This is a genomic window from Stenotrophomonas sp. YJH_SMC_106-19 (assembly GCF_059368375.1).
This window is the reverse complement of sequence record NZ_JCAFRQ010000001.1, coordinates 147,352-170,535: the sequence shown is the minus strand read 5'-3', so window position 1 is coordinate 170,535 and position 23,184 is coordinate 147,352. Positions and strand designations below refer to the sequence as shown.

Annotated in this window: 23 protein-coding genes, 1 tRNA gene and 1 pseudogene; 9 read left to right on the top strand and 16 right to left on the bottom strand. The window is 64.2% G+C overall.

The genetic code is table 11. From position 1 onward, the window contains the following. Window positions 1–50 precede the first annotated feature (50 nt). Window positions 51–620, bottom strand: a complete 570-nt coding sequence (locus AC5P5M_RS00755) for an energy transducer TonB (protein ID WP_053515518.1) — start codon at window positions 618–620, stop codon at window positions 51–53. A 119-nt stretch (window positions 621–739) separates the two neighbouring features. After that, the gene (locus AC5P5M_RS00750; RefSeq protein ID WP_495205468.1) at window positions 740–1,378 is read right to left on the bottom strand and encodes an energy transducer TonB; all 639 of its coding nucleotides are present in this window, start codon (window positions 1,376–1,378) and stop codon (window positions 740–742) included. A gap of 113 nt (window positions 1,379–1,491) precedes the next feature. Between AC5P5M_RS00750 and serS the strand changes: the two genes are divergently transcribed. Then, window positions 1,492–2,772 carry a serine--tRNA ligase gene (gene serS / locus AC5P5M_RS00745; protein WP_065176021.1) on the top strand — a complete coding sequence of 427 codons (1,281 nt, stop codon included), beginning with the start codon at window positions 1,492–1,494 and terminating at the stop codon, window positions 2,770–2,772. A gap of 103 nt (window positions 2,773–2,875) precedes the next feature. On the opposite strand, the pseudogene AC5P5M_RS00740 reads toward serS, so the two are convergent. Both AC5P5M_RS00740 and AC5P5M_RS00735 read right to left on the bottom strand, forming a co-directional pair. Continuing rightward, window positions 2,876–3,226: pseudogene (locus AC5P5M_RS00740) on the bottom strand (SH3 domain-containing protein). A 208-nt stretch (window positions 3,227–3,434) separates the two neighbouring features. Beyond that, window positions 3,435–4,022 (bottom strand): FMN-dependent NADH-azoreductase, encoded by a 588-nt coding sequence (locus tag AC5P5M_RS00735; RefSeq protein WP_074899233.1) that lies wholly within the window; start codon window positions 4,020–4,022, stop codon window positions 3,435–3,437. 124 nt (window positions 4,023–4,146) lie between these two features. On the opposite strand from AC5P5M_RS00735, the gene AC5P5M_RS00730 reads away from it, so the two are divergent. From AC5P5M_RS00730 to AC5P5M_RS00720, 3 genes are all read left to right on the top strand, one after another. Then, window positions 4,147–5,139, top strand: coding sequence for a LysR family transcriptional regulator (locus AC5P5M_RS00730; RefSeq protein ID WP_053520355.1), 993 nt, complete (start codon window positions 4,147–4,149; stop codon window positions 5,137–5,139). Between the two features lie 105 nt (window positions 5,140–5,244). After that, window positions 5,245–5,334: transfer RNA gene (locus AC5P5M_RS00725), tRNA-Ser, on the top strand. Window positions 5,335–6,124: 790 nt separating this feature from the next. Next, a complete protein-coding gene (locus AC5P5M_RS00720; protein WP_494531948.1) occupies window positions 6,125–6,304 on the top strand; it encodes a hypothetical protein in 180 nt (59 codons plus the stop codon). An 11-nt stretch (window positions 6,305–6,315) separates the two neighbouring features. On the opposite strand, the gene AC5P5M_RS00715 is transcribed toward AC5P5M_RS00720, so the two are convergent. The 5 genes from AC5P5M_RS00715 to AC5P5M_RS00695 form a co-directional block, all read right to left on the bottom strand. After that, window positions 6,316–6,792: a hypothetical protein gene (locus tag AC5P5M_RS00715; protein ID WP_494531921.1), complete on the bottom strand. Its 477-nt coding sequence runs from the start codon at window positions 6,790–6,792 to the stop codon at window positions 6,316–6,318. Window positions 6,793–6,797: 5 nt separating this feature from the next. Then, window positions 6,798–7,289 carry a hypothetical protein gene (locus AC5P5M_RS00710; RefSeq protein ID WP_495205467.1) on the bottom strand — a complete coding sequence of 164 codons (492 nt, stop codon included), beginning with the start codon at window positions 7,287–7,289 and terminating at the stop codon, window positions 6,798–6,800. A gap of 408 nt (window positions 7,290–7,697) precedes the next feature. Beyond that, window positions 7,698–8,207 carry a hypothetical protein gene (locus AC5P5M_RS00705; RefSeq protein WP_495205466.1) on the bottom strand — a complete coding sequence of 170 codons (510 nt, stop codon included), beginning with the start codon at window positions 8,205–8,207 and terminating at the stop codon, window positions 7,698–7,700. Between the two features lie 13 nt (window positions 8,208–8,220). Beyond that, the gene (locus tag AC5P5M_RS00700) at window positions 8,221–8,748 is read right to left on the bottom strand and encodes a hypothetical protein (protein WP_445394330.1); all 528 of its coding nucleotides are present in this window, start codon (window positions 8,746–8,748) and stop codon (window positions 8,221–8,223) included. After that, entirely contained in the window at window positions 8,745–9,935 is a 1,191-nt protein-coding gene (locus AC5P5M_RS00695) for a PAAR domain-containing protein (RefSeq protein WP_340043991.1), read from the bottom strand. Before AC5P5M_RS00695 ends, AC5P5M_RS00700 begins: the two co-directional genes overlap by 4 nt. A gap of 516 nt (window positions 9,936–10,451) precedes the next feature. Here AC5P5M_RS00695 and AC5P5M_RS00690 point away from each other — a divergent pair. Then, on the top strand, window positions 10,452–10,859 hold the full coding sequence (locus AC5P5M_RS00690) for a hypothetical protein (protein ID WP_065183051.1): 408 nt from the start codon (window positions 10,452–10,454) through the stop codon (window positions 10,857–10,859). A gap of 109 nt (window positions 10,860–10,968) precedes the next feature. Beyond that, window positions 10,969–11,400, top strand: coding sequence for a hypothetical protein (locus AC5P5M_RS00685; protein WP_495205714.1), 432 nt, complete (start codon window positions 10,969–10,971; stop codon window positions 11,398–11,400). Here AC5P5M_RS00685 and AC5P5M_RS00680 read toward each other — a convergent pair. Further along, window positions 11,397–12,041: a hypothetical protein gene (locus AC5P5M_RS00680; protein ID WP_065183049.1), complete on the bottom strand. Its 645-nt coding sequence runs from the start codon at window positions 12,039–12,041 to the stop codon at window positions 11,397–11,399. The genes AC5P5M_RS00685 and AC5P5M_RS00680 overlap by 4 nt on opposite strands. 169 nt (window positions 12,042–12,210) lie before the next feature. On the opposite strand from AC5P5M_RS00680, the gene AC5P5M_RS00675 reads away from it, so the two are divergent. From AC5P5M_RS00675 to AC5P5M_RS00665, 3 genes are read left to right on the top strand one after another with little or no spacing between them, the layout of a single operon-like run. Further along, window positions 12,211–13,263, top strand: a complete 1,053-nt coding sequence (locus tag AC5P5M_RS00675; protein ID WP_495205465.1) for a DUF6932 family protein — start codon at window positions 12,211–12,213, stop codon at window positions 13,261–13,263. Continuing rightward, window positions 13,263–14,087, top strand: a complete 825-nt coding sequence (locus tag AC5P5M_RS00670) for a Fic family protein (protein WP_495205464.1) — start codon at window positions 13,263–13,265, stop codon at window positions 14,085–14,087. The genes AC5P5M_RS00675 and AC5P5M_RS00670 overlap by 1 nt, the downstream gene beginning before the upstream one ends. Beyond that, a complete protein-coding gene (locus AC5P5M_RS00665; protein WP_164184964.1) occupies window positions 14,087–16,291 on the top strand; it encodes a peptidase domain-containing ABC transporter in 2,205 nt (734 codons plus the stop codon). Before AC5P5M_RS00670 ends, AC5P5M_RS00665 begins: the two co-directional genes overlap by 1 nt. Window positions 16,292–16,402: 111 nt before the next feature. Here AC5P5M_RS00665 and AC5P5M_RS00660 read toward each other — a convergent pair whose 3' ends face one another. The 6 genes from AC5P5M_RS00660 to AC5P5M_RS00635 form a co-directional block, all read right to left on the bottom strand. Continuing rightward, window positions 16,403–16,960 carry a hypothetical protein gene (locus AC5P5M_RS00660; RefSeq protein WP_495205463.1) on the bottom strand — a complete coding sequence of 186 codons (558 nt, stop codon included), beginning with the start codon at window positions 16,958–16,960 and terminating at the stop codon, window positions 16,403–16,405. A 107-nt stretch (window positions 16,961–17,067) separates the two neighbouring features. After that, window positions 17,068–18,345: an HlyD family secretion protein gene (locus tag AC5P5M_RS00655; RefSeq protein ID WP_080375280.1), complete on the bottom strand. Its 1,278-nt coding sequence runs from the start codon at window positions 18,343–18,345 to the stop codon at window positions 17,068–17,070. Between the two features lie 48 nt (window positions 18,346–18,393). Beyond that, the gene (locus tag AC5P5M_RS00650; RefSeq protein WP_495205462.1) at window positions 18,394–19,683 is read right to left on the bottom strand and encodes a retropepsin-like aspartic protease; all 1,290 of its coding nucleotides are present in this window, start codon (window positions 19,681–19,683) and stop codon (window positions 18,394–18,396) included. A gap of 68 nt (window positions 19,684–19,751) precedes the next feature. Beyond that, a complete protein-coding gene (locus AC5P5M_RS00645; protein WP_164972387.1) occupies window positions 19,752–20,306 on the bottom strand; it encodes a hypothetical protein in 555 nt (184 codons plus the stop codon). A gap of 637 nt (window positions 20,307–20,943) precedes the next feature. Next, window positions 20,944–22,263 carry a retropepsin-like aspartic protease gene (locus tag AC5P5M_RS00640; RefSeq protein ID WP_495205461.1) on the bottom strand — a complete coding sequence of 440 codons (1,320 nt, stop codon included), beginning with the start codon at window positions 22,261–22,263 and terminating at the stop codon, window positions 20,944–20,946. Window positions 22,264–22,312: 49 nt separating this feature from the next. Then, entirely contained in the window at window positions 22,313–22,933 is a 621-nt protein-coding gene (locus AC5P5M_RS00635) for a hypothetical protein (protein ID WP_053517857.1), read from the bottom strand. Window positions 22,934–23,184 lie beyond the last annotated feature (251 nt).

Sequence of the window (23,184 nt, the reverse complement as noted above, 5' to 3'; positions counted from 1 at the left end):
ATGACGGAGGCCGAAGCCTCCGTCGAACATCACGAACCCCTCGTCCGCGATCAACGCTGCTCGGTACGGAAATCCACCGGGACCCGCACCACACTGGCCACAGCACGGCCATCCTGCATGGCCGGCTGGAACTTCCAGTTCTGCACCGTGCGCAGGACCGCACGATCCAGGTCACGGCTGCGTTCGCCACTGCGCGACACGATCGCGGCATTGGTGACGTTGCCGCGGGTATCCACATCAAGGCTGGCGATCACGCTGCCCTGCACGCCGTTACGAAGCGCAGCCGCCGGATAGTCCGGCTTGCTGTTGCTGGCGAGCGGGCGCGCCTCGCGGTTGCGCACCGCCGGCACTGCCTTGCGCTCGCTCGTGGCCGGCGTGGCCTGTCGTGCGGCAGGCGGTGCCGTTTCGGCAACAGGCGTCTGTTCGGTGGCTGGCAGCATGCGCTCGCCGACCGGTGCAGGCGCCACCTCATCCGGTCCGGAATAGCGCAGCCAGAGCAGCGCGGCCGCGAACATCGCCACGATCAGCGCGACCCACAGCCAAGGCGATGTGGCCCGGCGCGGCGTACCGTCCTGCTGCATCTGCGGCGAATGAAGGTCTTCATGGGTGGTGACAGTCATCGCAAACTCCTTACGTCGGTTGACGACGTGCCGAGTGTTGCCCGAGGCCACGAAGAAAAGTGTCAGTGTTGCGTCAACGCAACCGGGAGGGTTCAGTTTGCCTTCCGGTATGCGTTCAGTTACTGCGTCTTGAAGTCGAACGGCACTTCAATGGTGCCCGGCACCGCCTGCCCGTTGCTCTGCGCCGGGGTGAAGCGCCAGCGGCGCACCGCGTCGGTCGCTGCGCGGTCCAGGTCACGCGAGCCGCTGCGCTGGATGACGGTGACGTTGTTCGGATAGCCCGTAGCGTCCACCTCTACCCGCACCACCACACTGCCGGTTTCGCCCGCACGCAGTGCGGCGGCTGGATAGGCCGGCGGCGGCGATTGGCCCGCGATCGGCATGGGCTGGCTGCCGCCACCGGCGACCGGCACGGTGCCGGGCGCAGCGGGTGCCGGTTCAGCCATTGCAGGCGGCGGGGGCGGAGCGGTTTCCACCAGCTTCGGGGCGTCTTCCGGTGCCGGCGCCGGCTTGGCGTCGGGCATGTCGCTGGACCCGGCTGCCGCCGGCAGGGGTTCCGGCAGAGGCTCCACCTGGGCGGTTTCCTGCGGCGTCTGTACCGCAGGGTCGGCGCGGAAGAATTCCTTGTCGCGGCCGGTCAGCCAGACCACCACGAACAGCAGCACCCCCACGCCGAAAGCGATGCCGGCGATCTTCAGGGCGTTGCGCGGAATATGCACAGTGAACGACTTGGCGGACGACGAGCGGGGTGCAGACATGGACCGGACCAGTACGGAATAGCCCGATTCTGCCACGGCCCGAATGAACCGGGCGGCAGAAATCCGCATAACAGGCGATAATCCCGGTCCTGACACCCACCACGACACCTGCCATGCTTGATCCAGCCCTGCTCCGCCACCAGCCCGCCGACCTCGCCGAACGCCTGCGCACCAGCCGCGGCTTCGAGCTCGACGTGTCTGCCCTGGAGTCCCTGGAGGCCGATCGCAAGCGCATCCAGGTGCGGACCCAGGAGCTGCAGAGCCTGCGCAACAGCCGCTCCAAGGCCATCGGCCAGGCCAAGGCCAAGGGCGAGGACGTCTCGGCCATCATGGCCGAGGTCGCCGCCTTCGCCGACGAACTGAAGGCGTCGGAAGTGGCGCTGGACGAGCTGCGCGAGAAGATCGAAGCAATCTCGCTGGGTATTCCGAACATTCCGGCCGACGACGTACCGGCCGGTGCCGACGAGAACGACAACGTCGAGCAGGCGCGCTGGGGTACCCCGCGCCAGTTCGATTTCAAGGTGCTGGACCACGTCGAACTGGGCGCCCGCAACGGCTGGCTGGATGGCGAAACCGCCGCCAAGCTGTCCGGTTCGCGCTTCACCGTGCTGCGCGGCCCGATCGCGCGCCTGCACCGTGCGCTGGCCCAGTTCATGGTCGATCTGCACACGGGCGAACACGGCTACGAGGAAACCAACGTACCGCTGCTGGTCAACGCCGAATCGCTGCGCGGCACCAGCCAGCTGCCGAAGTTCGAGGATGACCTGTTCAAGACGGCCGTCGGCGAGTCCACGCGCTACCTGATCCCCACCTCGGAAGTGCCGCTGACCAACATCGTGCGCGACGAGATCATCGACGCCGAGCGCCTGCCGCTGCGCATGACCGCGCATTCGATGTGCTTCCGTGCCGAGGCCGGCAGCGGCGGCCGCGACGTGCGCGGCATGATCCGCCAGCATCAGTTCGAGAAGGTCGAGCTGGTCTCGATCTGCCAGCCGGAAGACAGCGAGGCCGAGCACCAGCGCATGACCCGCTGTGCGGAAGTCGTGCTGGAAAAGCTGGGTCTGCCGTACCGCAAGGTGCTGCTGTGCACCGGCGACATGGGCTTCGCGGCGGTGAAAACCTACGATCTGGAAGTCTGGCTGCCGTCGCAGGAAACCTACCGCGAGATCTCCTCGTGCTCGAACTGTGGTGACTTCCAGGCCCGCCGCATGCAGGCGCGCTGGCGCAATCCGGCCACCGGCAAGCCCGAGCTGGTGCACACCCTGAACGGCTCGGGCGTAGCGGTCGGCCGCGCGATGATCGCGGTGATGGAGAACTACCAGAACGCCGACGGCAGCATCACCGTGCCGGAAGCGCTGCGCCCGTACATGGGTGGGCTGGAAACCATCGCCTGACAACCGGCTCAGGTGGGTGCCATGCTTGCATGGCACCGAATCCACGCATGGCGTGGATCTGCAATGCGGCTACATCCACGCCTTGCGTGGATGAGCCCCGCGATCACTCCACAACCCGCACCTTCTCCAACGGCACCCATCCCGCTTCGCCCGCCTCGGGCATGCACCACGCCCAACCATTCAGTGTGCGCAGCCCGCGCAGCCTCTGCCCCGGATTCACATCCAGCTCCCGCGCGCAGTAATCCGCGGTGGCAAACGCGTCACCCTGCGTATCGCGACCGATCACCGGTGCCGGCACGAATCCAGGCTGCTGCCCCTCGGCCTGGCACAGGAACCAGTCCTCTCAGCCCTCCGGGCCTTCATAGCGCTCGCCTACCACCAGCGCCTGGCCGCGGAGCAGGGTGATCGGGTGTGGGAATTCGCTGCGGTGCGTGGTCGTCACGATGTAGTTCATGGCCCACTGTACCGTCTCCGCCGGGCATGGCCCGGCGCTACCCGATCGGTGTGGTAGCGCCGGGCCATGCCCGGCGGGCGGGAACCGGGCCACAAAAAAACGGCCCCGCATTGCGGGGCCGTCGGGGTGGGCCGGGAGGGGGGAGGGGAATCCCGGCCCGCGTTCAACGCCCAGACGAGGAGAGAGGGGCGCTGAACGCTGGAACGCGTCACGCCGCTGCCGCTTCCGCCGCCTCATGCGAGGGCAGTGCAGCCAGTGCACCGGCAATGGCGTCTTCGCGGTGCTGCGGCGAGTAGGCGATGCCCTCGGCACGCACGAACTCGACCTCATTGATGCCCATGAAGGCGAACACCTGGCGCAGGAACGGCTCCTGGAAGTCGGCCGGCGAATCGGTGTAGATGCCGCCACGGCTGCTGGCGATGATCACCCGCTTGCCACCGGCCAGACCCACCGGGCCATTCTCGGTGTACTTGAAGGTGCGGCCGGCCACGGCCACGCGGTCGATCCAGGCCTTCAGGGTGGACGGGATGCTGAAGTTGTACATCGGCGCGCCGATCACCACGACATCGGCATCGAGGAACTGCTGCATCACCTGTTCAGCGTCGGTCGCCTCGGCCGCATCGGTCTTGGCCAGCGAGCTGCTGCGCAGATGCGGTACCGGATTGGCGTCAAGATCGCGATAATCGACCTGCAGGCCGTCGATCTGGTCCTTGAACCGGGCCACCACCGCCGCCGACAGCTGGCGGGAGACGGAATTGTCGCCAAGCACGCTGGCGTCGAGATGCAGAAGCTTCATGGCAGTCACCTATGTTCTGGAAGGAAGGGCGGGTTTGCCGCCGACGGAGAGAACGATAGGTTGTTGCAAAGGCGGAATAAAGGTGGTTGAATGCCACGTATTGTTCTAGATATGGAACTCGGGTATGCATGACCTGAATGATCTGTACTACTTCGCGATGGTGGTCGACCACGGCGGGTTCGCCGCGGCCGAGCGCGCCCTGGGCATCCCCAAGTCGCGCCTGAGCCGCCGCATCAGCCAGCTGGAGACCGACCTGGGCGTGCGCCTGCTGCAGCGCTCCACGCGCCGCTTCGCGGTCACCGACGTCGGCACCAGCGTGCACCGTCACGCCCAGACCATGCTGGCCGAAGCACAGGCCGCACGCGAAGTGGTGGACCGCCTCAGTGCGGAACCGCGCGGCGTGGTGCGTGCCAGTGTGCCGGTCTCGCTGGCGCAGATGCAGCTGCCCAAGCTGCTGCCCAAGTTCCTGGAGCAGTACCCGAAGGTGCGGCTGCAGCTGAACATCAGCAACCGCCGCGTGGACATCATCAACGAAGGCTACGACGTGGCCCTGCGCGTGCGCTCGCGCCTGGACGACGACGGCAGCCTGGTGATGCGCAGCTTCGGCCAGGTGCAGGAACTGCTGGTGGCCAGCCCGAAGTACCTGGACCGCGCCGGCCGCCCGAAGGAGCCGGAAGAGCTGACCCAGCACGTCACCCTCAGCATCAGCGAGGACGAGGCGCGCCAGCGCTGGGAACTGCATGGCCCGGAAGGCGAAGTGCGCCGGGTGGACCTGCAGCCGCGCGTGGCCGGCTTCGACTTCCCGCTGCTGCAGAGCATGGTGAAGGACGGCTTCGGCATCACCATGCTGCCGGAGACCGTGTGCGCCGATGCCGTGCGCAATGGCGAACTGGAGGTGGTGCTGCCGGACTGGTCGCTGCCACAGGGCGTGTGCCACGCCGTGTTCGCCTCGCGTCGCGGCCTGCTGCCGGCGGTGCGCGTGTTCATCGATTTCCTGGCCGAGCACCTGCCGCCGCAGCTGGAGGCCTCGCGCCTGCATTGCGATGGCGCCTGCGAGAAGGCCAAGGAGCGCATCAAGGCCAGCGCGCTGGGTGCGCTGGCGGTGGATGCGGGCTGAGCCTGGAGCGGTAACGCCGGGCCAGACCCGGCCGCGACGACGGTCTTGGGCAAATCGCCCGGCCGTGCGAGAATGCGTGCCCGGCCAGCAGTGCCGGGCCGATACGGAGAGATGGCCGAGCGGTTTAAGGCACCGGTCTTGAAAACCGGCGAAGGGTTAAACCTTCCGTGGGTTCGAATCCCACTCTCTCCGCCATATTTCCATGTGGCAGTATGATTCTTGAGCGGGGGGCTGTGGAGACTCGCTCCATTCCCTATTTCGTTCCCTACCGGATGCGGGCGACTGCTGTTTCTGGGAAGCCGGCTTATTCCTCAAGCGTCGCGCTTTCATGACATGAGGCGCTAGAGCAGTCTTCGGTCATTCAGTCGCGCGAGCATCCGGTTGAAGGATTTTTTCGTCTAAAGGCGCTCCGCAGCGTGTGGTGACCGTTGGCGTTCAACCAAGCACGCCAGCCGCCTTGTTGTGGCCGTCGTCGGCGTTTGCTATCGCCACCTCACCTATGGCTTGGTCCCTTCCATCGCTGCCTCGTCAATGTGGTCCGAGATCTTCATTATTTGACTTCTTATGGCTCTATAGCTTCCATCAATATTGCCATCAAGCAGGTCGCGATTCTCGCCGGTTGTTGTAAATGTTTGACGGAAGTAAAACCTGAACTGCTCAATTTCTTCGTTTACGATGCGAATCTTCGACAGGATTTCAAGAAGAACGTTCTGGAAAGGTATTGAATATGAGCCTAATTGGCCAATCTTTGATTTTAGTAAAGTGGCTTCAAATGATTTCAGCCCAAGAGAAACGCCGGGGGGATTCTTGAGGCGGCGCCCTGCTTCAGCTATCTGTTGGTCGGTTAGTGCAAGTGTAGCGTCAATAGCTTGCGGCAAGGGGCCGCTAGTGAGAGGTCCGCGATATGAGCTGACTATTCGCTTATGCCATTCGACGAACTGGCGGTCGTATTGGTCAGTTTGCAAGCTTGTGAGATAGGCGGTTCCTGAAAGCTTGTACTGTAGCTGGTGGAGTTCTGCCAATATCGCTCGCTTTAGCTCTTTGCTCTCGTGCTTGCGACGAATTGCGTCCACCACGATTGGACCAAGCAAGCCAAGAAGCCAGCCCAGCAGCAAGAACAAGATTTTTTCCCAGCTATCGGAAAGTGCGTTATCAGAGTTCATAAGGTTTTTTCCGTTAGCTGCTCTTCTGCAAGACTGCGACAAGGCCAGTAATTGCGCCCACTATGCCGGTAATTGCCGACAGCCAGACAACAAGTTGCGCCCTTCCTTCATGGCGGGCTTTTTGCTCCTTCCTGATTTCTTCTCGAAGAGACAGAATGCCGGCATTGGTCAGATACCAGCCTCCCGTCTGGCTCCCCTCATACCATTGGTCAGAGATGCTGCCATCGTCATTGCGGACGCGCGGAATAGGGACGCGAAGCCGTCTAGCTTTGCGTCGCAGTTGCTTGGTTAGATGGCTATCCTCTTCTTCTTGTTGTAATCCAAGCTCGAAGAGGCGGGCCGACTCAAGAGAAAGAACCTCGTCATGATTTTTGGTTCGGCGGGCGGTAGCTATATCCTTCGCGTAACCACTTTCGATGCGCGACCTTGACCATGCCAAGCGAGTACGTGCAGGTAGGAGCCTGTGAGTAAGTCTATACAGTAGGGACATGCTGCCTACTCCGCGCTCAGGATAAGTTCGGACACCATTGCAGCTAGTTGCAAGTACCTATCTGCCTCATCCTGCGTAACGCTAAAATCCGGAAGATGCGCAGCTTGGTTCCTTAGTTTGCGTAACTGTTCAATCAATGAGGCGCTACCCGTTGGCAGTTTTCCGAGTCGAATCAGTTCTTCAACAAATAGATGGGGATTCACCCGAGGCGTGCCGGCACCTTGCACGTACCCTGATTTGGCAGCTGCCTCCTCTACTAAAACCCACGCTTCAAGAATTGAAGCGCGGGGCGATACGTCGGCAATACGACGTAGCTGTTCCAGCCTAGATGACAACTCCGGCGGCTGAGCAGTCAGGTGTGAGGCGGGGGCAATGGCAGCAGCCTTTACTTCCGCTTTCATCAGCCCCTCATCGAAGCTCGCCTCGACATCTTTGTACTTAAGCCGAGAGATGCGCTGCAACAGGGAGCGAATGTCGCGCCTGAACAGCATGGCCACCCAAACGACCGCAGACGGCCAAGCTATCCCCACCAGAAGATTTACGATTAGTTCCATGCTTCCCCCATATCGCTGACTCACCTGAAAGCGCAGTCATCAGTCCGTCGGCCGAGCCTGCCATTCCTCATCCCAATTTGTATAGCTATGGGGTCCCTCTGATGGCTCGTCATCAGGTCATTCAATGGTCGTCGCAGAAGATCTTAAGGTTATGGGCTGGCGGCTAGCTAAGGTCGCCATTTCAGCCAAGCCAAGCCAAGCCAAGGCACGGTACGCAATCGCTGCCTTGAATCGTCGCCTGCTGGTAGCGGCCGGGCAGCAATGAGCGGCTGACCATCATCGGCATCAGCAATGCCACACCGTCTGCCGCATCAACGGGTCACCTCGAAGAGGCATCTCCTACGTGCCGTCTTAGCGCACCGTTGGCGGTCCCGCCGAGACTACGGTCGCGCAGTCCGACATGACGGGTTTCACGCCTTTGCCGGCCACGTCCACCATATGAAAGCAGGCACTGAACACACGCGCTTGTGCTTCACCCTTCCTGCCCGGCTTGCCGGGTGTGCGCCCCCATATTTCCACGTGGTAGCGCTTGCCCGGCCGCAGCGCGGGAGCGGACGCCGCGCCCTTGCCGTAGGTAAGGCACTGGCTGGGGGGCAGCGCGGGTTCGGTTGTCCCTTCGCGCAGAAAATCGTGTTCCCACAGCGGGATGCCACCGGTGCCCACTTCCATCACTGACACGCCGGTGACAAGGGGAGCATTGGCGCGCGTTTCATGGGTATCGGGTACACCGAAGCAGGGCACGCCGTTACGGTCCTGTATCGTCGCCTGCTGGTAGCGGCCGGCTGGCGATGAGCCGCTGGCCATCACGGGTAGCAACAGGCCCAGCAAGGTCAGCGGCAGTCTCGTCATGGCGTCGTCCACGAAGAGGCATCCGCTACTTGCCGGCTGGCTGCGCAGATCGTAGTGCGGAAGAGGACGCCGTTGCGCAGTCCGAAACGACGGGCTTCACCGCGCCTTTGCCAGCGACGTCCTCAACATGGAAGCAGGCGTTGAAGACGCGCTTCTGCGCCTCGCCCTCCCTGCCTGGCGCGCCGGGTGTGTAGCCCGAGAGAACCACCTGGTAATACTTGCCCGCCCCCAGTGCCGGGGCGGCTGTCTTGCCTGCGCCATACGTCAAGCACTGGTCTGGAGGCATCGCAGGTTCGGGAGCCCCTTCGCGCAGGAAAATGCGCTGCCATACAGGCTGATTTCCTTTGCCCACTTCCGTTACTGTCACGCCGGCGATGAGCGGGGGGGCGTCACGCGTTTCACGCGTGTCGGGCACGCCAAAACAGAGCGTGCCCTCTCTCTCCTGGATCGTTGCGCGCTGATAGGTTCCTCGCGGCTGCGAGCAACTGGCCATCATCGGCAGCAGCAGACCCAGCAGACCAAACAGGGCTACCGGCAATCGCACGCGCATCATCGGGTCGTCCTCGGCAGGTTGTCCTTGCTGCTGCGGTCGGCAAGGAACTGGGAGAGGGCGCGTTCCAGCTGCGCGCCGATATCAGCTGTCGCGCGATAACGGACATTGTTCATGCGCCACTGGGAGTCACGGAAGGTGACCAGGAAGTAATCTGCCAACATATTGCCCTGTGCCTCCATGTTGTACTCATGGAACAGGCGCGTTTCGTCGAGCAGATAGTCGTAGCTCATGTTCGGCCGGGGCGCCCGTACCAGTTTGACGTTGTAGCCGAGCTGATACTGCCAGACGTGGGTCATCTCGTGGATGAAGAACTGCTGGAAATCGATGTCGTCGGCGGAGTAATCCTCCCGATAGATACCCTTCGGGAAATACATCTGCCCGTTGGGCGTCACGGCGGTGTCCTTGTCCTGGAAGCCGAAGAACATCCAGTAGCCGTGGTTGTGGACTTTCACGGTGCTGTAGTCGACTGCATCGCCGAACACCAAGCGTGCCATTTCGATCTCGCCGGCGGTCATGGCGCGTTCGTGGCCAGGCGCGCTTACCGGTACCACGGAGGTGCCCATGCCCTCGGCGGTGGTCACCACACCGTCCACATCGAACACTTCTGCTTCGTCGGTGCTGGCCGGTGCCGTGCGCGCACAGCAGCCGGTCGGCTGTGTCGGCGGGCGCAGTTCGGCACGCACGATGGCCTGGCTTTGCGCGGTCGATACCCGCGCCGTCTCGCCCTGCGCATTGGTGGTGCCGGAAAGGGTCTGCCCATCGGCCAGATGCAGCGTGTACGGCACCTCGGCCAACGGTGCGCCCTGCAGGCCGAGAAAACGGATGGCCTGATCGAACGCGGTGGGCAGTGCGCGCGCCAGCTGTGCCGCCGTGCTGGCGACCGCGGCCGCCTTGCCGGCACCGCCTGCGGCCCCGCCGCCGCCACCACCCCCTCCGCCCCCCGTGACATGCACCACGGCCTGCTGGCTGGACAACACCCGGCAGCCGCAGGCCAGCGCGCTGCCGTGCAACGCCACCGGCTGGCCGTCCACCATCAAGGTGGCATCGCCTTCAACAATCGGAAAGACGCCTTTATGCAGGGTAGGGCAGGTCGCTTTGTCGCTGACCCGCGCGACGCCGATGCCGCCGATGTCGGTTTCACTTGAGGCCGTGATGACCCGTCCGCCGCTGGAGGTCGGGTCCCCCATCACAATCCAGTTCCGTCCCATGGTTCGCTTCCATTGCAGACCAGGGCTCCATGATGCGCCGGTTCAGGTCGGGTTGGCTGAATAGGCGGCGAGGCCGATGGCGGGGCCGCTGTGTGTCGCGACCCGCCGTGGTGCTGCGGGTTCTGGATCAACGCAGGCGTGCCTCGGTCAGCGACGTCGAGTGAAAGCGGTCACAAGTTGATGTTTCACTCGCGGCGCTCTGTCGCGTGCTGCGCCAAATGCCGCATCTGCCTCTTTTCCAGAGGCCGCGCAGGGCAAACGATGGCCGCGCCAAGGCACCCGCCCTGGCCGGGATTGGCGTCCCGAACATACGTTGTCCGTCGAGTCGCGGTTGCACCTTCCATTGCAATCACGACAATGCACCGTCTGCCAGTTCATGGCGGACGGTGTGTGGGGATCTTTTGATCCGCCGGCATTGGACAATGTATCCGGCACGCCAACCCGCACCGTCCGCCACCTTGCCTTTGCGGGTGGCCCACCTGTGAGGTTGCCGCCATGCCTGATCTGCGCCCCGACTATCCCCGCCTGCACGCCCTGCTCGGCGATGCGCTGCGTGATCTTCCCAACACCCTTGCTGAAAAGATGGAGGACGCCCTCAGCGATGCCGCCGCGTCCTCGCCACCGTCCGCGTTCTTCACTCATCTGTTGGGCCATGGCAGGAACCTGCGCGCGGATGGCCAGCCCTGGACCGAAACCCGCCTCAGCCCGGGGCGCGCGTTCGATCTGGCCCTGGCGACCCGATGCGCATCCGGCATCACCGCACTGACGGCGGTGCTGCAGGCGTCCCACGTGGCCCGGGAAAACGACGATCCCGACGGTTATCCCTCGGCGGCGCTGGTCCATGGCATGTTCGATGCCTGCCATGCGCTGTCGCTGCAGATCGAGCGCTGCCTCGTTCCCTGAGCCGCCTGTTGTCCCTCACGCCTCGTTTGCATTTCCGCCGTCCGCCATTGCTAAGGTCGCTGCGCACCCCGAACAGGAACCTGCAATGACCCGGATGTCCTCGCTCACGCTGCTCGCACTCTGCCTCGCCCCCACGCTGGCCTGCGCCCAGTCCGATCGCGAGGTGGCCGAACACATGGTCACCCGCGCCGCCAATGTCTGTCCCGGCCACAGCGCCGAGCGCACCACGCCCACGGTGAAGAAGGTCCCGGTCGGCGCGCTGCGGGTGATGCTCGATCGTGGCCTGGTGATGTGCCCGGACCGGCGCCTGGACGCCAGCGCGCCGGCCGTGTTCTACGGCCGGGTAGGTGTGTTCGGCTGGAACCCGGACGTTCCAGCGGCAGCGACCGTGGTCATCGGCCAGATCGACGCGATGACGCGCAAGGACGAGTACCCGGTGGAAACCCTGGTGTGGGATGCCCAGGGCAGGGCGCTGGGCCAGCAGACCGTGCCAGCCTTCGAGCCGCGCCCTGGCGCCGCGGTGCTGTACAAGGTCCGCTAGGGCGCCATCGGAGGCGCGGTGTCCGGCACCAGCGTGAACCGGTAGCGGTTCTCGTAAAGCTTCACTTCCAGCTGTGTCCGGCCGCGCCGTTCGAGGGTGTACAGCTTGCCGGCCCAGGGGCTGCCCAGGGCCGTGATCGGATTGATGTTGCCCAGCCGGCTGGCGTCCAGATGCACCACGACGCGGTCGTCCAGGTACGCCACCTTCACCGTGCTGAAGAACGTGGCGTACTGGCCGCTGGTCATCGCGGCATAGCCGGACAGCTCCGGGTGCGCCACCAGGAAGGCGAACTGCGTGCTGAAGTCGATACCGGAAAGATCCGGCGCGCGGTACTGCGATTGCCGGGCCCACGCAGCGTCGGTGCTGTCCAGCGCATCGGCGGAGGTGATGGGGAAGAACTGGAGGTCCATGTAACCGGGGCCATTGCCATCGACGCGGGCCTGCCCGCCTTCCACCGAGGCCGACGAGACCAGATTCGGGTAGGCCAGCGCCGGCAGCCCGCTGACGCGGAACTCGCTGTGCGCCTGCACCTCCTGCGGCGGGTTGAAGAACTCGCCGACCTTCTCGCTCTGGCACGCCGAGAGCAGGGCCAGCAGGGCCAGCGGCAACGCGCGTCCGAGCGCGGAACGGGGGTGGATCATGCGATGTGCCTCATCCTTGGGGGACGACAGTAGACCACGCTCTGCGGCAGCGGTACTGGTCCGACGCATTGCGCTGCCTGTTCAGGCATGTATTTGCGGGGCTGCGTGCACAAGCCCGACGCGTGGATATGCTAGCGTTGAGACGTTCCACCGTTGGCCTGGATGCCTGATGAACTACGCTGAATGGATTCGCGAACAGCACGCGCGCAGTGTGGCGGCCGAGCAGATCGCCGAGGCCGCGCTGGATGGGCCGGCACTGTGTGCCGGCGACACCGAAAGCCTTGCGCCGCTGCTGCGGGGAGTGAGCCAGCTGCTGGCGGTGCCGGTGGCCGATGTGCAGATTGTCGGCTCGGCCCGCTTCGGCTTTTCGCTGCGCGATGGCGCGGCTTTCGATCCCGCGTTTTCCGATCTGGATCTGGCCATCGTCAACGCCGGGTTGTATCAACGGTGCTCGGCGCCGACGGCGGCGTCGGCCGATGCTGCCCGCTTCCCGGAGCGTGATTTCCCCGCCGACGAGCGCATCGCAGTGCGCAAGGCATTCAATGCGCTTTCACTTTCAGTGGCCGACCGCTTCGCCTACGTCTCGGTCGCGGTGTTCCCGGACCAGGCCGCGCTGGTGCGCGCACAGGCAGGGCGCATCCGTGCCTACCTGGGCGTTGCGGGCCCGGCGCCCGCTGCCCGACCGGCCGGTGCCGCGCCCGCCGGCGCCGTGGAAACCCCCTTCCAGCACATCGTGGATGCGGGCCTGCCGCAGTACCTGCTGCCCATCGCTGCCAGTACACCGGGCAATGCCTCACCCTGGCTGGCCGACCGTGCGGCCTTCGAGCGCGCGTTCGGCGGCAGCAGCCTGCGCCGGGTGCGGCTGGCGGCGCTGGGGCGCGCACTCGCCGACCTGGCGCAGGTGGTGCAGGTGCACTGCTGTCTGGTGGGCGGCAGCTTCGTGGACGTCTCCAATGCCGTGCCGAACGATCTGGACATCGTGGTGTTCTACAGTGCGCGGGCAGACGTCCGCTTCGAGCCGGGGCGTGCCCTGCAGCGGCTGACCCGCAAGTTCCTGCTTGAACACATCGACATGCGTTTCGTGCCGTGCGACGCCGAGCCGTGGCTGATGGTCAAGCTGACCTCGTACTTCACCCAGTTGTATCAATCGCGCCGGCCGGGCACCGAAGCGCGCGAACATGGCCTGGTGCTGTTGCTGCCGGGTACCGGGACGGGGCAGTGATGACCGCACGCTTGGCCACCACACCCACAGGTGCCCCCGTCGCCACCGAACGGGTGCTGATGCCGCTGCCGCCGCCGCAGCCGTCCCCGGCGCTGGCAGAGCGGCTGCAGGCGTGCAACCTCAGGCTGCCCGCGTTGCTGCCCTGTGCGCAGCCCTGCGAAACGCTGTGGTCCCATCGCGGGCATCCGCGGCTGCGGGCGGCGGTGCAGCAGCTGCGCCATCCGCTGTCGGCGCACATGCAGATGCCGGCGTTCGATCTGGCCGCGCTGGCTGCGGCTGAAGCTGCCGAGGCCGACGTCTATCGGCAGTGGCACCGCACCGTGCAGGGGCCGCTGTCGATGGCCGATGTACAGCGCTTCGTCTCACTCAGCACCGGCGGTGACGGCGCGCTGCGCAGCGGGCCGGTATGGATCCGCGCCCGTGATGGGCGCGCGCAGCTGCCGATGGTGCCGGCCCTGCAGGGGGCCGCGCGTTGGGACGAGCTGCTGCGGCAACGGGCCGCGCCCGATCCGGCTGAGGGCCTGGGGTCTGCGGTGCAGCTGCTGGCGCTGGCCAACAATGCGCATGCCTTTGCCGACGGCAATGGCCGGCTGGGGCGCGCGCTGTTCAATTTCTGCCTGCACCGCGCCGGGCTTCCGCAGGCCTGCTTCATCCCGCTGAAGGTGCTGACGGTGCTGTCCCGTGGCGGCTACGAAGTGCGCCTGCGCGAGGCGGAACTGTACGGTCGCTGGGAAGGGCTGTACGCCTGGCACTGCACGGCAATCGAGTTGTATGCATGGCTGGGGCAGCAGCCGGCCATGCCCGACCGGAACGAGGATGTCTGATGTTCAACAAGCGCTATTGGCGGGTGCAGTCTGAAGTGAGCGAATGCGGGCTGGCATGCCTGGCGATCTGCTCGTCCATGCTGGGCGCTGATCTGGAAATGAGCGAGCTGCGGCGCAAGTACCACAACTCCCAGCGCGGTGTGGACCTGAACCAGCTGATCGCGCTGGCCAGCGCGCTGGACATGCAGTGCCGGCCGGTGCGCTGCGAGCCCAGCGATCTGCAGCATCTGGGCACGCCGGCCATCCTGCACTGGAAGCTCAATCATTTCGTGGTGCTGGAGAAGGTCTCACGCGGCCGCTACCACATCATCGACCCGGCCCATGGCTCGCTGTCCTTCAGCGAAGCGGAGCTGTCCCAGGCCTTCACCGGCATCGCGGTGGAGGTCAGCTCCTCGCCCAGCTTCCGGCCGCGCAAGCAGCGTTCGCCGCTCAACATCTGGTCGATGATCCGCTTCAAGGGCGGTGTCGGCACCGCGCTGTTCCATACGCTGGTCTATACGCTGCTGCTGCAGGGCTTCGTGCTGTTGTCACCGTTCTTCATGCAGCTGGCGGTGGACGAGGGTGTGCTGCGCGGCGACCGCGGCTTCCTGATGGCCCTCGCGCTGGGGTTCGGTGCGGTGGCCGTGTTCAACAGCCTGGCCGAGGCGCTGCGCGGGGTCACGCTGCAGCGGGCGTCGGCGTTGATGGGCTGGGACATGAGCCGGCGCCTGTTCCATCATCTGGTCAGCCTGCCGCTGACCTGGTTCCATCGACGCCGTCTGGCCGATGCGCTGTCGCGGATGGAGTCGATCGACCCGATCCGCCAGCTGATCGCCAACGGGCTCATCGGCGCACTGCTGGACGGTGTGCTGGCGCTGGGCATCATCGTGCTGATGTTCGTCTACTCGCCGCTGATGAGTCTGGTCGCACTGACTGCGTTGGGGCTGTACGTACTGATGCGGGTGGCCGCCATCCCGATGTCGATGAAGATGGGCATGGCCAGTCTGCAGGCGAACATCGCCGAGCGCGGGACGCGCATCGAAACGCTGCGCGCGATGCAGTCGATCAAGACCATGGGCGGCGAGTTCTCGCGCGAATCGATCTGGGCCAACAAGTACGCCGATCTGGTGCGTGCTTCGTTGAACAGCGCCAACCTGCAGATTGGCATCGGCGCGGGGCGCACCCTGCTTGATGGCCTCAGCCTGGTGGCCATCGTCTACATCGGCGCCCAGGCGGTACTGGCCAACACGCTGACAGTAGGCGCGCTGTATGCCTTTGTGGCCTACCGGCAGCAGCTGAGCAACCGGCTGACCACGCTGGTGGACCAGTGCATCGCCTGGCGCCTGACCGAGCTGCATTCGGACCGCATTGCCGATATTGCCCTCAGTCCCAGCGAAGAGGGCTTCAGCAAGGATCCTTCGGCGTCGGACAGCATGGAAGGGCACATCCAGCTGCGTTCGGTGTACTTCCAGTACTCGGCACAGGAAGCGCCGGCGCTGAAGGACATCAACCTGGCCATTGCGCCGGGCGAGTTCGTGGCCATCACCGGCCCGTCCGGCTGTGGCAAGAGCACGCTGGTGAAGGTGCTGACCGGGCTGTACCCGCCCAGCGCCGGCGAGCTGCTCTATGACGGGCTGAACATCGCCAGCTGGGGGCCGCGCGTGGTCCGTCAGCGGATGGGCGTGGTGATGCAGGATGATGAGCTGCTGACCGGTTCGATCGTGGAGAACGTGACCTTCTTCGCCGAGCGCCCGGACATCGCGCTGGTCTGGCAGTGCCTGGAGATGGCGGCAGTGAAGGAGGATGTGCAGCGCATGCCGATGCAGCTGGAAACGCTGGTGGGCGACATGGGCTCGACCCTCTCCGGCGGCCAGAAGCAGCGCCTGCTGCTGGCCCGCGCGCTGTACCGCAAGCCCAGCATCCTGGTGCTGGATGAGGCCACCGCGAACCTGGACGTAGCGCGCGAGAGCCGCATCTATCAGGCGCTGGCGCAGCTGGATATCACCCGCATCCTGATCACCCACCGCCCCGACACCATGCGCCTGGCCGACCGTCTGGTGCGCATCGATCAGGGCAGGGTGGTGGGCGATACCCGCAAGCCCACCGCAGCGGCGCCCACAGCAGCGCCGACCGTCAACCTCATTCCTGCCGTCGTTTCGCCGCCAGCAGCGGTTCCAGCAGCCAGTCCAGCAGCGAACGCTTCTCCAGAACCAGATCGGCTTTAATGCGTGCTACAGCCAGGAATGAAACCACGCCGACACGGGCACCCAGCCAGAATTGCCGGGGCCCAGCGCCCGACAATCGCCATCCTTCACTGCACGGTGGGGCGCATATCCCTAGCGTGCGGCGCGATAGAAGCTGAGCAGACACTCGTCGCGGGATCCATCGGTAGTGAAGTGCAGGACAGTCCCATTGGAACGAAGCTCGTAAGCAGATTCCCTGCTCACTCGTTCAGCGGCTGCATTGTGCGGGCTCGGCGGATACATGAACTGCTCAAGCGCGTAGTTTTCCTTCAAGGACGCAGCGGGATAGCAATGACCCTGTTCCAGCTTGGCATAGAAGAAACTGATTCCCTGCACCAGGCGCGGATGGATCCGGAATTCGGTATGGGCGATCCGGTAACCATCGCGGGTCTCGATCGGGCTTGACCTGAAAACGACGGGGTCGGTATTGCTGTTGCCCTGCTGCATGAATTCACGTGCGCCCATGCTTCGGAAGAAATCGAAGCCCAGCGGCCAAGGGGCATCGGCAAGCTTCTGAATCACGTCTTCAAGTGAATTCTCGTTGCTGTCCTTTCCTCGGGCGCCGTCTTCAGCAGATGCCTGGAATGCGAGTGACAGGGTCAACGCCAACAGCGGCTGCAGGAGATGTTTCCGGCAGAGATTGAGGTTCATCGTTCCTGTTCCTGGAGACGGCCGCCAAGTCGCCACATGGAAGCCACCTCATCGCCAGGCCTGCGCGGAGCGTGGGCATTGCAGTTCCGCGACGGCGACCGTCAACCTCATTCCTGCCGTCGTTTCGCCGCCAGCAGTGGCTCCAGCAGCCAGTCCAGCAGCGAACGCTTCTCCAGAACCAGATCGGCTTTGAGGCGCATGCCCGGGGTCAGTGCCAGCGCCTTGCCATAGGCCTGCATCTGCTGGTCGTCCAGCGCGGCCAGCAGGCGGTACTGGCTTTCCACGGCCTGCAGGTCGGCGGGCAGTTCCTCCGGTGACGTCGGTGAGCGCGCGATCTTGACGATCCGGGCGCGGCCGACGCCGAACTTCTGGTAGGGAAAGGCGTCGTACATCAGCCGCACGTCGGTGCCGACATTGACGAAGGCGATGGCCGAGGAGGGCACCCACAGCTCGGCGAACAGCTGCGAGCCTTCCGGCATCATCACCCCGAGCGTGCGCCCGGCGGTGACCGTGGCGCCCGGTTTGGCCTGCAGCCAGGTGACCTGCCCGGCGGACTGCGCCACCAGATTGAACTGCGTGCCCAGCTTGTAGTTGATCGCCTTCTCGCGTGCGCCCAGCAGTTCGGACAGCGCGGTGGCGCGGTTGGCGTCACGCTCGGCCTTGAGGCGGCCCAGCTCGTGCCGCATCTGCTCGTGCTCCTGTTCCAGCTGGGCAATGCGCGTCTGCACTTCGGCCACCGATTGGCGCACGTTCAGTACCCGCACCTCCGCGTCGCGGTACTGCAGTTCGGATACCAGCTTGTCCGCGCGCAGGCGGCCCAGGTCGTGCACGGTCTTCTCGGCGATGGCCTGCTGTTGCTGGTACAGCGTGACGTTGTCACGCAGTACCGAAAGCTGGCGGGTGGTGCCCAGCATGCGCTCGCGGATGCCGGCCTCCTGGCTTTCCAGGGATGCTTCGGTGGCGCGTTCGCGATCGACCGAAGCCTGGGTGAGGCGCTCGGCCATGCCGGACAGGGTGGCGCCGGTGCTTTCGCCGGTGTCGATCACCGAATCCACCGAGACGCTGACGATGGGGTCGCCTTGGCGGACCTTCGCGCCTTCCTCCACATGCACGTTGCTGACGATGCCCGAACGCTGGCTGATGATCGGCAACAGGCCGCGCGAGGGGACCAGCGCACCGGATACGGTTTCCTTGCGCGGGAACGAGGTGGTCACCAGGAACAGTACCGCCAGGCCCAGCAGCGCAACCACGAAGCCGGTAGCCAGCCACATGCCGACACCCGGTGCCTGCACCGGTGAGCCGAAGCGCTGCGTGGCGGCCTCGATCGCTTCGTTGCGGAACAGCGGAATCACATCCGCCGTCTCATCCTTCCTGGCTGGTTCCATGTGGCCTGCGGTGCCGCGTCGTTGCGGAGAGTGGGATGGGTAGGGACATCATCGCGCGGTTCGGGGCGCAAGGCAGCCACGGCCACCGGCCACGTCCACGTAGTAGTCGTAATCGTCGCGCAGGCCGAAGCCCACCCGCCAGGAGATCGGGAACACGTTGGCGGGCTGGTCGGAGACCTGGGTCTGCAGGGTGACCGTGCGGCCATTGAACGTGACCGGTGCGGTGGCCTCGGCGTAGCGGACCGGTTGCAGGCCGTGCATCGTCCAGCGGCGTCGCTGCACCAGGCTGGCCTGTGGGTAGGTGGACAGGTTCACGCCGGAGGCTTCCAGTGCGACATCGGTGCCGGTGTCGAGCAGGACGAGCTCGTCGCGCTTGCCGATGCGCATCGGCAGGCGCAGCGAGTACTGGCCGCCCCACAGTGCAGAGGTGGTTGCCAGGGGTTGCCGGCAGGTATCGGCAGGCAGTGCCTTCAGCAGCTCCAGCTCGGTGGGCCGCAGCACCAGCGGACCCAGTCGGTACAGCAGGTCCAGGCCGATGATGTTGAACTTGATCTGGTCGGTGACCGTGAAGGCGACGTTGCTGAAGTGCAGATCGCCCAGCTGCACATCGACCGGAGCGGCCAGGCCGATCGCCACGGTCTGCCCGGGCCGCGAATTGTCGGTGGCGAAGTCGTCGGTCACCGCCAGGCCCATCGCCTGTGCGGCCTTGCGGCTGATATGCGAACGGGTGGCGCCGGTGTCGATGATGAAATCGGAGTCGATGTCGCGCTGCTTTCCATCCTGGCCGCCCCGGATCTTGCCGCGGATGACAGGGACACCGGCCTTGGCCGACAGCGGCAGGCGGGTTCCGGCAGGCGGCGGTGCGGCCAGCGTGGCCGATCGCGGCCATTGGCTGAAGGACTCGAACGCGGGGGCGGTGATGCCGCTTACTTCCTCGCCTGCACGCAGCGACGGCGCGACATGCTGTTGATAGAGCGCGCGGACCTTCTGCATGTCCGCGGCCCAGCCGGCGATGTCGCCTTCCAGCAGACGGTTGCCGGCACGCAGGCTCCGGCACAGGTACATGACCCCCTGGCTCTTTTCGGCCACCACGGCAGCGTCGGCGATACAGGTGTCGGCCCAGCGATTGGACTGGGCGATTTCGCCACGCGTGCGGTGGTAGCCGGCACGTGCGGCCAGCCGTGCCGTGGCATTGGATTTGCCGATCCGCTCCAGGGCCGCGCTGTTGCCCTGCATCACCGCTACGGTGATGCCATGGCTGTCTTCAGCGACCACATCGCGGGCCCCGGCGGGGGCGGCCACGCCCAGTGCGATCACTGCGGACATCAGGAATTTCATTGCCTCAGCTCCTCTGTGACACGTATCGGCCGCCCGGTCTCCCGGGCGACCGATTTTCCGGTGCAGCGTCAGAACCCGCTGATGACCAGGTTGAACTGGCCGGTGAACGAGTTGGTGTTCGGATCGAACGTCAGGCCGATGTTGAACGACACACCGTTACCGAAGTCCTGGTTGAAGCTGGCGTTGTAGTTGCTCACATTGAAGTGATCGGTGGTCAGGCCCAGGGTGTAGGTCTGGCCTGCATACTGGAAGCTGCCGTTACCGGCCAGGCCCCAGTTGCCATTGGTCAGATTCAGGTTCTCGGTCAGATTGAAGGTCAGGTTGTAGTCCTGCAATACCCATGTCTGGGTCGCGCTGGCTACACCGTTGCCATCAATGCTGGCGTTGGAACTGAAGGTGGTCTCGCCACCGCCGTCGCCACCACCACCGCCGCCACCACCACCGCCACCGCCGCCATCGCCCGGATCCCACGGATCGGTCCAGTCCGGCGGATCCGGGTTGGGACCCCAGTCGTCCGGCGGGGTCACATCGACCGGCGGCAGATCGGTGGTGTCCACCTGTGCGCCACCGGAGACCAGTGCACGTTCTTCGGGGGAGAGATCACGAATTCCACTTGCAGACATCTCACAACTCCTTGTTTGTCCGATGCTGAGTACGGATGCGTCGTTGCCGCCTTCATGCGGCGCTCCGACATTTATCACACGAAGTGGACAGTGCTCTGTCAGAAAAATCTGATTCGGACGGAAGGGTGATAAACGACAAAAATGAACGCGCCCTGCGCTTGCTTTCGTTCAGCGGCCGCTTGCTGCGACACGCTAGCCCCCACCGCAGGCACTCAGGCAGCGGTCGCGTATTTCCCCGCACTTGATGTCCGGAAGGCGATTCCGGCAGAAATCCACGCTCGCCTGGCATGATCGACGAAGATACCTGTCCTGGATTTCTTCGCAGTTGCCACCCCATTGGGATGCCGATCCCAGGCAGCCGCTACTGCTTCCGGCGGAATGACAGCTGGCATAGTGGTCCCGACACTGGTCCATGCATTGGCGTGCAGCCGTGGTTTCACGAACGCCCTGCGCCAGATAGGGGTCGCCATGGCTGCTGCAGGATGCCATCGCAACGACAGCCACGAATACGAGTAGTTTGCTCTGCACTGCAGCAGACCCCTTCAATTGATCGTATCAGGCTCTTCATCATCAGCCGGCTGATTCCATTCTGGCCTGAGTGGCTGTGCTGATGCGGAGATTCAATCAGGATGCGATATCAGTGTGCTGACTGGGTAGCCCCCAAAGACATCAGGCAGGCCTTGTTTGTGATGAAATCCAGATAGATGGAGACCTTGCGCAGGCTGCCGCCGCCCAGCACATAGCGCGTCTTGCTTGGATGGTTTCCAGTGGATGTGCTCATCTGCAATTCTGCAGAGCCGTCCAAGGTCTGCACAACGGCCTCGCGCGCGACCGATGCTCTTCGCTGCTGTCCTTGTACGCCTTGAACAACACTGTGTTGAACTGGACCTGCTGGCAGAGCCACACCGATTGGCAGGGCTTCCATCAACTCGCCACTGTTACCAGTATCCAGCATTGCTTCCTGGCGCTTGCCGTCAACAGTAATGAACAACCTTGGGACGGTCTGCGTGCCGCTCAGGTCTGCCGCCGAGAACATCGGGGCGTCGCAGGCCGGAGCGGCAGACCCCTCCGCGAGCACCTGCAGGCCATCCTTGCCGATCAGGACTCGGCCGAGACGAGATAGAACATCGAGGCCAAGAAGGTTCGCAGGACTGCGTTCGCTGACGGATACCAATGGTTGCGAGATGATCAAGGGACCAAACTGGAGGGTCTGCGGTTGGGCCATCCTGCTGCGCAGTTGTGAGTCGCCCAGCACGCCGGACAGCGTGAATCCCTCCATGAGCGGGGGCGCAGTTATCGCCGCGGGATGCACTATGGTCAGTGCCGAGCCGGTGTCGACCAGAACCTCAACAGTCTTTCCGTCAATCTGCAGTTGCGCCATGTTGGGATAAGCGACACGGCCGCCGTCGTGATCCTGGCTGGACGCTACCGTAACCGTTCCTGTGTGCAGGGCGATGCGTCCTTTGCCAGATGAATCGACTTTGGGAGCGGGCCGATCGGCCATCGCGGCGTAGTCTGGAATGCGGGTGAATACATCGACATTTCCCAATGTTTTGCCCCGCTTCTCCGCAGCGGCCCGAACGCGCTCCCGCGCCTGCATCGACAGGCGTGCCCATGCAGGCAGGTCACCCGCTACCACCTCGACGCCAGCTCGCAGTGCTCCGCAGACAGTCAGCCCGGCCAAATGCGTAGTCTGCTGCGCCATCTGGATACATTCATCTGACGCTTCGCGGGCTCCAGGAACGTCCAGCAGAACGCGGCGTTCGGCGGCCCTGGCCATCTTCTTTACGACGGTATTGGTTGCATTGACCTGCAGCTGCCGTAGTGCAGCGACATCACCTTGAGCCAGCGCTTGGCTGACCGGCGTGGGGTCGTTGAATATCTGCGTGACGCGGGTTGTCTCAGCGGCACCAGCACAGGATGAAACGAGCAGCAATGCAAGTAAAAGGGGACGCATGGGACTCCAGATGGATGCCGCGTCCGCGAACGCGGCATCCCAAGAGGGATCAAGGACTCTTGTTGTAGAGGAACTGGGCTTCGCCCTTTATGTCGTTGTCCGCTGAGTTGTAGATCAGGTTGATCTGAAAGCCGAAGCCTGCGCCGATATCCCAGTAGTAACCACCATTGACGGTGGAGGTCCAGGAACCTTCGTTCAGCTGCCACTTGAGAAGACTGCCATCGTTGCCGACGAAATCCAATGTGCCCTTGCCGTCCTTGAAGGTGCCGTCGGTGTTGAACTTCAGCTCGGTGCTGACCGTCCACTGGCCGAATTCATTGGGAATCGGGTAGGTCAACACCGCTTTGTTGAAGCCCGGCTCGCCATTCTCGCCCGGCGTGTAGGTCAGCTTGCTTTCAAAAGGCTTGACATCGATGAAGGTGAAGTCTGGCTGTCCATCGCCGTCACCACCGCCGTCGCCACCACCTCCATCACCGCCGCCACCGCCACCGCCGCCGCCGCCATCGCCCGGATCCCACGGATCGGGCCAGTCCGGCGGATCCGGGTTGGGACCCCAGTCGTCCGGTGGGGTCACATCGACCGGCGGCAGATCGGTGGTGTCCACCTGCGCGCCACCGGAGACCAGTGCACGTTCTTCGGGGGAGAGATCACGAACTCCACTTGCAGACATCTCACAACTCCTTGTTTGTCCGATGCAGATTACGGATGCGTCGTTGCCGCCTTCATGCGGCCCTCGGACATTTATCACACGAAGTGGACAGTGCTCTGTCAGAAAAGTCTGATTCGGACGGAAGGGTGATAGACGACAAAAATGAACGCGCATCGCACTTGCGCAACGACGATTCTTCATCTTGAAGTAATGCGAATGTGCTATTTGACCTTCACGCAGTTGCTGCGCTAAACACCACACCTCACGCTCGA

Coding starts and splice junctions, on each gene's coding strand:
- AC5P5M_RS00755 (WP_053515518.1), bottom strand. CDS start 620: ATGACTGTCACCACCCATGAAGACCTTCATTCGCCGCAGATGCAGCAG.
- AC5P5M_RS00750 (WP_495205468.1), bottom strand. CDS start 1,378: ATGTCTGCACCCCGCTCGTCGTCCGCCAAGTCGTTCACTGTGCATATT.
- serS (WP_065176021.1), top strand. CDS start 1,492: ATGCTTGATCCAGCCCTGCTCCGCCACCAGCCCGCCGACCTCGCCGAA.
- AC5P5M_RS00735 (WP_074899233.1), bottom strand. CDS start 4,022: ATGAAGCTTCTGCATCTCGACGCCAGCGTGCTTGGCGACAATTCCGTC.
- AC5P5M_RS00730 (WP_053520355.1), top strand. CDS start 4,147: ATGCATGACCTGAATGATCTGTACTACTTCGCGATGGTGGTCGACCAC.
- AC5P5M_RS00715 (WP_494531921.1), bottom strand. CDS start 6,792: ATGTCCCTACTGTATAGACTTACTCACAGGCTCCTACCTGCACGTACT.
- AC5P5M_RS00700 (WP_445394330.1), bottom strand. CDS start 8,748: ATGATGCGCGTGCGATTGCCGGTAGCCCTGTTTGGTCTGCTGGGTCTG.
- AC5P5M_RS00695 (WP_340043991.1), bottom strand. CDS start 9,935: ATGGGGGACCCGACCTCCAGCGGCGGACGGGTCATCACGGCCTCAAGT.
- AC5P5M_RS00690 (WP_065183051.1), top strand. CDS start 10,452: ATGCCTGATCTGCGCCCCGACTATCCCCGCCTGCACGCCCTGCTCGGC.
- AC5P5M_RS00680 (WP_065183049.1), bottom strand. CDS start 12,041: ATGATCCACCCCCGTTCCGCGCTCGGACGCGCGTTGCCGCTGGCCCTG.
- AC5P5M_RS00675 (WP_495205465.1), top strand. CDS start 12,211: ATGAACTACGCTGAATGGATTCGCGAACAGCACGCGCGCAGTGTGGCG.
- AC5P5M_RS00670 (WP_495205464.1), top strand. CDS start 13,263: ATGACCGCACGCTTGGCCACCACACCCACAGGTGCCCCCGTCGCCACC.
- AC5P5M_RS00665 (WP_164184964.1), top strand. CDS start 14,087: ATGTTCAACAAGCGCTATTGGCGGGTGCAGTCTGAAGTGAGCGAATGC.
- AC5P5M_RS00660 (WP_495205463.1), bottom strand. CDS start 16,960: ATGAACCTCAATCTCTGCCGGAAACATCTCCTGCAGCCGCTGTTGGCG.
- AC5P5M_RS00655 (WP_080375280.1), bottom strand. CDS start 18,345: ATGGAACCAGCCAGGAAGGATGAGACGGCGGATGTGATTCCGCTGTTC.
- AC5P5M_RS00650 (WP_495205462.1), bottom strand. CDS start 19,683: ATGAAATTCCTGATGTCCGCAGTGATCGCACTGGGCGTGGCCGCCCCC.
- AC5P5M_RS00645 (WP_164972387.1), bottom strand. CDS start 20,306: ATGTCTGCAAGTGGAATTCGTGATCTCTCCCCCGAAGAACGTGCACTG.
- AC5P5M_RS00640 (WP_495205461.1), bottom strand. CDS start 22,263: ATGCGTCCCCTTTTACTTGCATTGCTGCTCGTTTCATCCTGTGCTGGT.
- AC5P5M_RS00635 (WP_053517857.1), bottom strand. CDS start 22,933: ATGTCTGCAAGTGGAGTTCGTGATCTCTCCCCCGAAGAACGTGCACTG.